Annotated in this window: 7 protein-coding genes; 4 read left to right on the top strand and 3 right to left on the bottom strand. The window is 63.6% G+C overall.

Translation table 11 applies throughout. The features are described from left to right. Positions 1 to 473: 473 nt before the first annotated feature. Positions 474 to 1,505 carry an IS110 family RNA-guided transposase gene (locus NKJ81_RS31860; RefSeq protein ID WP_352542900.1) on the bottom strand — a complete coding sequence of 344 codons (1,032 nt, stop codon included), beginning with the start codon at positions 1,503 to 1,505 and terminating at the stop codon, positions 474 to 476. Positions 1,506 to 2,507: 1,002 nt separating this feature from the next. Here NKJ81_RS31860 and NKJ81_RS31855 point away from each other — a divergent pair. Together NKJ81_RS31855 and NKJ81_RS31850 are read left to right on the top strand one after the other, a co-directional pair. Further along, on the top strand, positions 2,508 to 4,127 hold the full coding sequence (locus tag NKJ81_RS31855) for a peroxidase family protein (protein WP_352542899.1): 1,620 nt from the start codon (positions 2,508 to 2,510) through the stop codon (positions 4,125 to 4,127). Positions 4,128 to 4,157: 30 nt separating this feature from the next. Beyond that, on the top strand, positions 4,158 to 4,625 hold the full coding sequence (locus NKJ81_RS31850) for a hypothetical protein (RefSeq protein ID WP_352502252.1): 468 nt from the start codon (positions 4,158 to 4,160) through the stop codon (positions 4,623 to 4,625). Positions 4,626 to 4,661: 36 nt separating this feature from the next. On the opposite strand, the gene NKJ81_RS31845 is transcribed toward NKJ81_RS31850, so the two are convergent. After that, positions 4,662 to 5,909, bottom strand: a complete 1,248-nt coding sequence (locus NKJ81_RS31845) for a YcaO-like family protein (RefSeq protein WP_352542898.1) — start codon at positions 5,907 to 5,909, stop codon at positions 4,662 to 4,664. Between the two features lie 85 nt (positions 5,910 to 5,994). Here NKJ81_RS31845 and NKJ81_RS31840 point away from each other — a divergent pair, with 85 nt between their 5' ends. Next, positions 5,995 to 8,478, top strand: a complete 2,484-nt coding sequence (locus tag NKJ81_RS31840; protein ID WP_352502254.1) for an adenylate/guanylate cyclase domain-containing protein — start codon at positions 5,995 to 5,997, stop codon at positions 8,476 to 8,478. A gap of 575 nt (positions 8,479 to 9,053) precedes the next feature. Here the strand turns inward: NKJ81_RS31840 and NKJ81_RS31835 are convergent. Continuing rightward, positions 9,054 to 9,971, bottom strand: a complete 918-nt coding sequence (locus NKJ81_RS31835; RefSeq protein WP_352542897.1) for an NADP-dependent oxidoreductase — start codon at positions 9,969 to 9,971, stop codon at positions 9,054 to 9,056. 191 nt (positions 9,972 to 10,162) lie between these two features. Between NKJ81_RS31835 and NKJ81_RS31830 the strand changes: the two genes are divergently transcribed. Beyond that, complete coding sequence (locus NKJ81_RS31830) at positions 10,163 to 10,402, top strand: helix-turn-helix domain-containing protein (RefSeq protein ID WP_352542901.1); 240 nt, start codon at positions 10,163 to 10,165, stop codon at positions 10,400 to 10,402. Positions 10,403 to 10,517 lie beyond the last annotated feature (115 nt).

Genomic DNA, 10,517 nt, shown 5'->3' with positions numbered 1-10,517 from the left:
GTCGTGCTGCATGCGCTGGCGAAGCGGAGAGATTGGTGCATCGGTCGACAGGGTAGCCATGGCGAGTTCCTCTCGTTGAAGGGAACTCCATGGTCAGATCGACGCCTCTACCCGCTCAAGTCAAAATGGCAGTCGCGCCATCTCAGAACGAGGCGCCCCTCCCGCGAAGCGGGTCGTCTAATCGCTCGACCGTCAAGGGGGTGAGTGCAAGGCCGTCGTCCTTTCTGTCGATTCTCGTTCGTCCGAATGCCGGGTACAGGGTCGTCTACGCGGTCGACGCGATGATCGCCGCAGGATGAGTTTCGCAGGTGAGATCTTCCTATGTTCGTTACGCAATCTGCTAAACGAGGCAGTTGCTTCCCGCTTCGCGGAATGATCTCAGCCACGTCCCGGCAGGGACGACTCGGTGCGTCCTGTAAGAACGCTATCGGTGGAATGGCCTGAAGAATGGTCGTAGCTAAACGTCTGCAGGATCAGACAGCGGCGGGTTTTCCTCCGTGCGGATCGAACAACTCGCCCGTCCGGAGCATCGCATGCATGATGACTGCCAGCTTGCGCGCCAGGGCCACGGCCGCTCGCTTGAAGCCGAGCCGATCTTTCAGCTCCAACGCCCAGGTTCGCAGGATGCTGGTATCCGTCGACCGGTTCAGGATGACCGCGGCCGCCTCATATAGCAGTCCGCGCAACTGACTGTCGCCACGGCGCGAGATATGACCATCATTATCGACCTCGCCGGACTGGTAGCGCCTCGGGGTCAGGCCCACCCATGCGCCCACGGCGCGCGAGTTCCTGAAGTTGGCCGGATCCTCCACCGCTGCGGCAAAGGCGGTGGCTGTGACGGTGCCTACACCGGGCACTGACATGAGCAGACGGCAATGCTGGTCGTTACGCGCCATCGCTGCCAGCTGCTTGCTCAGCTCTGCGATTTGGTATCGGATACCACTCCATGCCTGCAGCATTGGCACAACAATGCGCGCCAGCTTTTCTTCACCCCGCAGAAGGTCGCGAACGTTGCGTTCGAACACGCTTCCGGCGCCCTTGGGCACGACAAGGCCGAACGTCTTCATCAATCCACGGATTTGATTGGATATCTGCAAACGCATCTTAAGAAGTTGGCGCCGCGCGGTGATCAGCGTGCGGATCAGCATGCTGTCGAAACCTTTGACGCGGACCTCTCGGTAGAAGCCGACCTCGGCCAGATGTGCCAGGCCATCGGCATCGTTCGCATCGGTCTTGTTCGCGGCCATGTCGAGCGCGGCTTTGGCATGCCGCGCGTCGATGCAGATCACCGGCAGGCCCTCTGCCGTCAACGCATGGTAGAACCACACCGACAGCGGCCCCGTTTCGAACACAACCCGCCGGACATGCGGTGCGCGCTTGCGGATCACCGCCGCAAGCAGTTGCGGATCGGATGCGCACTTGCCCCGCCAAATCCTCTTACCGTTCTGCCGGATCGATATTGCCGTCTCTTTCATGGATACGTCGAGGCCGATATAGTGTTCCATGGCTGTCCTCCGTTCGGTGGCTGGGCCCGGTGTCGATCGAGAGCCCGTTCTTCATCCTATCGGAGGACAGCCAGCCGGCCAGATGTTCGAACATCGCCGCCACATCTCAGGTGGCCACCGCTTCCGCGATTACTTCATGTTCGTGCTTGAGGCGCAAAGCTGCCGTTTCTTCCGCTCGCGAAACTGAACCAATCCGCGTCAAAGGCGACCCATTGCCGGCGGACGATCCATGCTGAAATTGTGGCTAATTAAACGGCGAGCAATGATCGAGGCCGGGAAGGGCCGATAAATCGCTAGACCGATCATTCGCAGCCGATTTTCCAATGACCGAAATGGGGGCCGTGTATGGACGGCTCTCCGCTGGCAAGGGGTTTTTGGAGCTTTGGCTTTGCTGGCGGCGCCGTGAATCTCGCCTTACGCCTCATGTCAGCCGTCTAGATCCGCTTTGCCGTTTCCTGAAAGCTGACATCGCAGGCGACCGCGCTGGAGGTCGTGGTGGCGCCACCTTCGGGCCTTGCCAGTAATGCCGCGAATGTTATCCGGCGGACGGGCTTCTCGATCGCTGCGGCATGGAAAGGACGATGGCGCGCTTTTCGCACCCCTCCACCAGTGAACGGTTCCGCGAAGTGCGGAACGGGCCTTACTATCTTCCCCCAACAAGGAGGGAGGAGGGCGCGAACTCGCCAGCGCCTCGCGCTTCATGGCACCCGTCACCAAGTCGCCCCATCAGCGGTACCGATAGAGCGCAAGCGGGCCTTACCATTCCTCCAGATCCTCGCGATCGCTTTGCGATCGCCGAGGAGGAGGGGCCGATGAAAATCCGATTGCAAAGCTGTCGGTTTGAGTATTGCATGGTCGCATTGGCCGGCGAGGCAAAGTGAATTCCAGGCTCCTTTGCTGCCTTGAAGGATTATTTGGCGACAATTCAAACGTCGCAGTCGGTCGTATGCGGTGCAACGCGGTCAGTGACTAGCGCTCGGCGGCTCCCGAGGGGGGTGAGGGATGAGCAGCTCTCCGGTGTATTCGGGTGATACGCTGTCGAACGAGACGGCGCAGATCGTCATTGCGCCGGAGCGGCACGGCGAGGGCTTGTACGCGGTCTTCGAAGACCAGGGATCGCCGATCGCTTTCTACGACGACGATGGGCTGCTGCCCGAGCACAGCTTCAGGATCGATCGTGACTTTACGACTGTCGAAGTCCAGGACCGGGCGGATCCGAAGACCTCCACGCGCAAGGTCCTCGTGCCTTATCGCCGCTATTTCGGCCGCCCCGAAAAAGGAACCGCCCCGCCTTTGGCGCTCCTTCAGGCGCTCGGGGACGCAATGGAATTCAACGATTTCGGCGATCAGACGGGAACGATCCCGGCGGGCTACACCTACTTCGGGCAGTTCGTCCTCCATGACCTGACGTCGATGACACCGTCGATAACACCGGGGAAATCGAAGCCGAAGAATATTCGCAGCGCGACCCTTGATCTCGACAGCGTATTTGGTGCGATGCCGCCGGGAGGCGCGTCGGCATCTTCCCAGGCCTGCCCGGCGCCCATGGCTGTAGGCGAGACGACTGACGGCCGATTGCTGGACCTTCCACGTGCGACGGATGGCATGCCGTGCATCGCGGACCGGCGCAACGACAGCAACCTGGCGCTCGCCCAGACCCACATGGCGCTCATCCGTTTTTTCAATGCTGTGCGCCGTCTCAGCGACGACGCCGACGAGGCTAGGCGGCTGACGCAACTGCATCTCCAGTCGGTGGTGCTTCACGACTACGCCCGCCGGCTAATCGACAACGTGATTTACCAGGACGTGATGGAGCGCGGTCGAGCCGTCATCGACGTGGACGCCGACGGGTTCAAGCTACCCCTCGAATTCGCCGCGGCCTGCGCGCGGTTCGGCCACAGCATGATCCGCAACCGGTATCCCTGGAACGCATGGAACCCGGGGGCGACCGTCAGTGCCTTTTGGGACAATACCTACAACAGCGCGATCACGCCGATGACCCGGCTGCGCGGCCAATGGGTGGCGGATTGGCGCCGGCTCCTGGCAATCGGTCTGACGGAAGCCCAGGGCGCGATATTCGCAGCGAAGATCGACACGCGGTTGGCATTTGAGCTCAGGCAGATCAGGCCGCAAGCCCTTCCGCACACGACCGGTTCTATGCCATTGTCGAGAAATCTCGCAGTTCGCACGCTCCAGCGCAGTTACCTGCTCGAGCTGAGCAGCGCGCAACATGTCTTTCATTGCGTCGCGGGAAAGCTCGGCGATCGCGCGCCTCCTGGTTTCGCGCCGCTGACCGAGCCGGAACTGCTTGACGGCGAGAGCCAGGCTGTCCGCGACGCTCTGACCGAACGGCCGGAAGGCGGAGCAGCGCGGCTCGTCGATTCCACGCCATTGTGGTTTTACGTGCTCAAGGAAGCGGCCGTCAAAGGTTGCGGGCTGAAGCTCGGTCCCCTGGGGAGCCGCATCGTGATGGAGACGCTCCACGCTGCCGTCAGCGCTGCCGAACCGTCGATCCTGGACCCGTCCGTGCAGCCGTGGCGTCCGGATCCCAGGCTTCATCCTTCGTCGGAAAGTTACGCCCTTCCGGACCTCATCGCTTTTTCCGGACTTTTGGACAGTTGACCCGCCCACATTGCCAGAGGAGGAGTAGATATGTCGACATTCAAGGTGTTCTACGGAGGAACATCGAATTACGACCAGGAATTCGAAGGTACGAAGCGAGCCGGTGCCTTGTTCCATAATTATTGGACGCAGAACGGTCCCGGGCTGAAGATTTTTGAAGATTTCATTATCGGGCTCGTCGGCAGCGGGTTGATCGTTACCTACAAGGACGACCTCAATCCCGATAACAGGGTTTTTGTGAAAAACACTGGAGGAGCCAATCATGTGTTCTACAAGTCCGGCGGGCAGGACAAGCAGATTAATGTCAAAGCGGAAAAGGACAATCCGAATAACGACGTTGTGACGATGGCCGTTCCCAGTGTGGCTGCCGACCCTGATACCGGTGATACCAAAGACTATCTGAACAATGCGCTGACCAAGTTGATCGACCCGCAAATACATCCCGACGAGAAGCGCGAATTTCTCTTTGGTCTGCTACTGCTCAAGAGGTGTCGCTGAATCGCCGGACTGTATCGCAGGCGCTCGGAGCTCGCCTCACACATTCAGCGGAATCTGGGTCTCCGGTGCGCTGACAACAGGGCCCAGATCATGGCGGTCGGGCCCGAGCAGCCGCTTTCGGGCGAGCCGCGGCTTTATGTGGCAAAGCTCGGTTGAAAGGGCGCGGAACGCCGGTACTCCCAGGGCATCGCGCGTCATGTCAGCGAACCACAGCCGAACGCCGGCCCGTGCGCACGCATCGACCAGCGCGTCAAGCGACGGGGGAATGCCCGGCAAGCGAAGCGGACCGCCCGCCCGCGGAGCACCGACCGGATCGAGGGGCGGCCAGGCCATCGTCACGGTTTGCCGCCATTGTGTCCAGTCGGCGGCATCGGCGCCCAGCTTCCGCGCTGCCGCGAGCGGCAACTCCGTCTGGACCATCTCGGTCAGCGCCGCCAGTGCCGCCTCGCGGATGTCCGGCTTCGCGGCGAAGCCGAGTGCAACGTCGCTGCCGTCGCGTTCGGACGAGGCAGCCGCCGCCACCGGCACGCCGAGATCGGTTGTTATGTCGAACAGCCAGGTTCGGCGCCTGCGCGCACCGAGCCATGACACCAGTCCGCTGGTGTCGTCGAGGATGGCGAGGTCGAGCACCGGCCTCTGCCGCCGGCCATACCACCAGCGCGCCGCGGCATCGCGCTCGATCAGCTCCAGCGTTGCGGCAAGCCTGGCGCTCTCCGCGCTGGCGCCGCAGGCGCAACCATTGCTGTCGCCGCTCGCCACCGCACGCTCATCCCCTGCCGCCTTGCGGCCGATGAAGGCGAAATCGGCGGGCACATAGGCCGGCGGCCCGCCATGGGCGTCTTCCACCTCGAGCCAGTCGATCTCTGCGGCCGGATCGCAGGGTGGCGGGCGCCAGTCGAAGTCGCGATTGCGGTCGTTCCAGGACGCCCGGCTCGCGAGCTGCGAATCGGAAAAGCCGTTCAGCATTTCCGGCGGGACCGCCGCCGGGCCAATATCACCGGCGCGTGCCGTGACGAGCGTCTCGTTCCCCCACGCCGAGCACGAGACGAGCTCGGCCGCCTCGCCGAGCGCGCTGGCGCGGGAACCCGCCTCGTCCAGGCCGCGCCCGGTCGCGACGCGCCCCGAGTCGGGCAGGGCAACTTGCGGGAAGCCCGGCAGCCGCACCAGCGCCGCACGCGGCATCGCGATCGCCAGGCGCACCGGGCCGCCGCCTCCCGGCAGATCGAGAATGTCGAAGAGCTGATCGAGTGCCCGCCTGGTCTCTTTCGCGTTCGTCATCGCCATGCTTACCATCCCGGCGCGATCCCATCGACAGACGTGATCAGCCGGGCCACAATATCAGTCAAGACCGTAGCGCGAGCCGGCCATCATGCAAACCCAAGTCGAATTGCCGGCGCTGAAGGCGATCCTGTTCGCGGATCTCTCGCAATACACCCGCCTCACCGCCGCGGGCGAGCTCGCGGCGATCGACCTCGTCACCCAGTGCTTTGCGCTGTTCAGGGATTTGTCCGCCGAGCACCGTGGCGAATTCGTCAAGTCGACCGGTGATGGCGTGCTCGCTCTGTTCGACAGCGTCTCGGATGCGGTCAACTACGCGGTCACGATGCAGCGCAGGCTGGCAGCGCTGGCCGTAGAGCAGCCCGCTGCCGGCCGCTTCAGGATCGGCATCCACTTGGGCGAGGTGCGCCGTCACGAGGGCGATGCGTACGGCCATGCCGTCAACATTGCGGCGCGCGTCCAGACGCTGGCCAAACCCGGCGGCACCTGCGTGACGGAGGAGGTATGCCGGGCAGCGCGCGGCATGACCGGCTGCGGTTTCCGGTTCGCCGGCCGCCACACGCTCAAGAACCTGCCCGAACAGATGTCGCTCTACCATGTGGTTCCCGGCGACACGCCCGGCGAGGAAGCGAGCCGGGCACCACATTTCTCGGTTTCCGTCCTGGACGGGCTCGCCGTGCTCGACGACGTCGGCGAGCCGGTTGCCCTGCGGTCCCGCTGGGCACAGGCGCTGATCGGCTATCTCGTACTGTCGACCGGATTTCGTGAATTGCAGGACCGGATGGCGGCGCTGCTGTGGCCCGAGCGCCCGCACGCCGAGGCGAGGAGCGCCCTGACACGTGGGCTGCGCGTCGCCGCCAAGGCGCTTTCCCGCGGATCGAGGGAATCCGGGCTGCGGCATGGCGCCTATGTGAGCCTGGATCCCGCACGCGTTGTCGTCGACATCAATCGCATCTTCGTCGACCTCAGCGAAGGCAAGGTGGACGATACGCTGCTCGAGCGGTCCGACTGGGCGGAGGCCATCCTCTACGGCTTCGAATCCGTCAGCAGCCTCTATGGCGCCTGGCTGAGCGTCGCCCGCCACAATCGCCGCAACCGGGCGGAAGAGGCGCTCGAGAACATTCTCGGTCGCTTCGACGCGAGCGAACCGATCATCCGGCATGCGGCGAGCGCCCTGCTGATGCTCGAGCCGTCGCACGAGGGCGCCGTGCGCTGCCTGATGCGCCACCATGCGTCCCACCAGAACGTTGCCGCGGCAAGGCGCGTCTATGACAAGCTCGTCGCCCGCCTCGAGCGGGAATATCAGCTGAAACCCAGCGCCGAAACCGCCGCGCTCGCCGCCAGCCTGTCGGACCCCGCGCTGCCGCGACAGCCCGAGAAGCCATCGCACCAGCGCGCTCCGGTCATCGCCGTCTCGAGCTTCAGCAGCGAGGCGGAATCGACAGCGGCCTTCGCGACCGGCTTCCGCTCCGAACTGATCATCAGCCTGTCGAAATTCCGCGAACTGACGATCATTGACATGCAGTACGGTGACGATGCGGCGGATGCCGACTACCGGCTCAAGGCCGGCTGCAGCGACCTCGGCGAGGAGTTTGCGCTGGTCGTCACGCTCGACGAGAGCGCCGCCAGGCGGGTCGTCTGGAGCGAGTCCTACCGGCTGACCCTGGCGAGCTGGCATGCGACCCAGCGCCGGTTGGTCGCACGCCTGACGTCGAAGCTAGAGGTCTATCTCTCGCAGGACCGCCTTTCGCGCGCCGTGCAGCGGCTTCCCGAGGATTTGGGCGTCTACGACGCATGGCTGCGCGGCGAGCACCTGCTGCTGCGCTGGTCGGCCGAGGCGGAGGATGAAGCCGAGCGCCTGTTCAACCAGGCGATCGCCGAGGATCCGAGCTTCGCCCCGGCGCATGCCAGCCTCGCCAGCGTCTACAATTCGCGGCCTTTCATCAGGCCCGGAAGCCCGCATGATGCGACGGCCGAGCAACGCGCGCTTGCGCTCGCCAGGCGGGCGGTCGAGCTCGACCCGCTCGATGCGCGCAACCAGATGGTGGTCGCCTGGTCCGCGGCGATGGTGGAGCGCTACGAGCAGGCCGAGCTGCATTTCGAGCTGGCATCCGAGCTCAATCCGAACGATCCGAAGATCACGGTGTCGGCGGCGCTCGGACTGGCCTTCATGGGGCGGATCGACCTTGCTGCCCGGCTCAACCAGCACGCGCTCGACCTGACGTCGCTGTTTCCCGACTATCAATGGTCGCACATGGCGGCGACGCGCTTTCTGATCGGCGATTACGCGGGCAGCATCGAGGCTGCCGAGCGCTCGCAGAACCTGATCATAGACACGCCCGGATGGAAAGCGGCCGCGCTCGGCAGGCTCGGCCGCATCGAGGAGCGGCAATCGGCGCTCGATCAGCTTTTCGCGGCGGCAGGAGCCGCCTGGGCCGGACCCGCGAACCCATCGCAGGAGGATATTCTCGCGTGGTTTCTCGGCACTTTTCCGATCAGGCATGCCCTGGACAGGGCGAAACTGGGCGCCGGCCTGACGGAGATGCGCGGCGGCGAAGTTCAAACACGGGGTTGATGCTTGCTGAGAGGTTCACTTCCGTCACAATCGGGAGCGCCAGACGGTCGTCGCTGGTCATGATGAGATGCGCGCGAGACCTCGCCGTTGGGAAAGTTCTCATCGCCGGTCGATCGGCTGAAGGCTCTGGCTGAAGCGTAGAGCAGGGCGATACGCAGGATGAGGGTAGGTGCGTGCTCCACCCCGTCTAGATCTTCATGGCGATAGGTTAGGACAGCTGAGAACCGGGGTTTGAAGAGTCCACTGGTGGCGCCACTGCGTCCTCCAGCGTTGGTCGACGGCGATGACTGCTTTCAGGCGACGGCCCAACTCACCTTAACGGCCGACATCAGGCGCGTTGCTGACTGTCACTTTGGGGCCATTACCAGACCGTCCGGCTTGGATCCCAAAGAGCCGGAAGCTGACGTTCGGCCGAGGGCCCACCATGCGTCCGGTTTTCGTTTCTCGACGTGGGCTACGCCGCTGCAGATCTTCGAAGGGCCAGTCGTAGTCGCGTGGTCATATCGCTCAGCGCGGGCCAGTGAAACCAGCAGACGATAACCGAGAAGAGAGGAACCGTCCTCTCTCCCAAGTTCCTACGGACGAGCGCGAATGACCGTCTTCCCCGTGCGTCGCTCGCCCGCGTTGAAGGTTGCAACGGCCTCGTCGAGAGCCGAAATTTTGCCGATGTTCGTGCGCAGTCGTCCGTCCCGCACCCGCTGAACGATCTCACTCAGTTGGGCGCGATCCGCCTCGACGACGAAGTCGATTGTCAGGCCATCTGCCGGCCTCACTTGGGTGGGCCCGACGACAGTCACAAGCGTTCCTTTGGCCCGGATCAGCGCGGCGGACCGCTCCTGAATGTCACCGCCGATGACATCGAACACCAGATCGACGCCGCCGACGTCCTCCAGCGTATCGTTCCCGAGCTCGACGAATTCATTTGCACCGAAGTCGAGCGCCTTCTGGCGGTCGGCGGCGCGTCCGGTACCAATGACATAGGCGCCGGCTTCCCGCGCAAGCTGTGTCACGATCGAACCGACGGCGCCGGCCGCGCCATGCGCAAGCACGCTCTGTCCTGCCTGAAGGCGGCCGTGCTGAAACAGGCCCTGCCATGCGGTCAGGCCCGAGATTGGCAGACTCGCGCCAACGGCGAAGTCGATATCGCCGGGCAATGGAGCGAGATTGCGTGCTTCTATGGCGACGTACTCAGCAAGCGTGCCGTCACGATGCCAGTCCGACAGACCGAACACCCGCTGTCCGATCGACAGCCCCGTAGTGCCGTAGCCAAGCGCGGTGACCACACCGGCCAGTTCATGGCCGAGGATCGATGGCGTCCGGTCACGAAAGGCCCGATCCGCCCAGGTCGAAGGCCACTCCAGTTCGGTGTTGACGAATCCCGCCGCATGAACCTGAACGACGACGTCGTTGATCGCTGCCCGTGGCTCGGGCCGCTCCACCAATGCCATGCCGGCCGTTCCCGCAGTCTGGTCCGTTACAACAATTGCTTTCATGGGAATTGTCTCCTCGGTGATTTGCTGGTTCGAGATTGCAGGCGTGGAGGGTGTTTTAGACCCCTGCCGCAGCGGTTCAAGCACCGGCGGCAACCGAGGCCGGCAGGCGGCGCTCGACTATCTCCTGATCCTAATCGTGCGTCACGTCGTTGAGAGCGACGCCATTTGAGGATCTGGCCGACGTCGCGGGCATGTCACGCACGCGGTTCGCCGATCATTTTCGTACACTGGTTGGCCTGACGCCCATTGAATACCTGACGGTCTGGTGCATCACGATCGCGCGCCAGCTTCTCGGCAAGGGCAAACCGGTCAAGAGTGTCGATGCGCAGGTCGGCTACGATAGCGCGGCCGCCTTTTCGCGCGTGTTTAGTCGGACCGGGAAGCCGCCGCGCGAGTCGGCGCGCTCCGGGATCGATCTCGCTAATCGATGAACTCAGCACTAACAGGCTGTTGAAGAAGTCAGGCTCTTTCGCAAACGAAGCCTGAATCGTCGGCGTTGTGGATGTAGAAGTGGCCGACGAGGCGGCCTGCAGTGCCAAAGACAGC

It is taken from the genome of Mesorhizobium sp. M0018, from assembly GCF_040323955.1.
Taxonomy (GTDB): Bacteria; Pseudomonadota; Alphaproteobacteria; order Rhizobiales; family Rhizobiaceae; genus Mesorhizobium.
This window is presented reverse-complemented; position numbering and strand designations above follow the sequence as displayed.

Coding starts and splice junctions, on each gene's coding strand:
- NKJ81_RS31850 (WP_352502252.1), top strand. CDS start 4,158: ATGTCGACATTCAAGGTGTTCTACGGAGGAACATCGAATTACGACCAG.
- NKJ81_RS31860 (WP_352542900.1), bottom strand. CDS start 1,505: ATGGAACACTATATCGGCCTCGACGTATCCATGAAAGAGACGGCAATA.
- NKJ81_RS31835 (WP_352542897.1), bottom strand. CDS start 9,971: ATGAAAGCAATTGTTGTAACGGACCAGACTGCGGGAACGGCCGGCATG.
- NKJ81_RS31845 (WP_352542898.1), bottom strand. CDS start 5,909: ATGGCGATGACGAACGCGAAAGAGACCAGGCGGGCACTCGATCAGCTC.
- NKJ81_RS31855 (WP_352542899.1), top strand. CDS start 2,508: ATGAGCAGCTCTCCGGTGTATTCGGGTGATACGCTGTCGAACGAGACG.
- NKJ81_RS31830 (WP_352542901.1), top strand. CDS start 10,163: ATGTCACGCACGCGGTTCGCCGATCATTTTCGTACACTGGTTGGCCTG.
- NKJ81_RS31840 (WP_352502254.1), top strand. CDS start 5,995: ATGCAAACCCAAGTCGAATTGCCGGCGCTGAAGGCGATCCTGTTCGCG.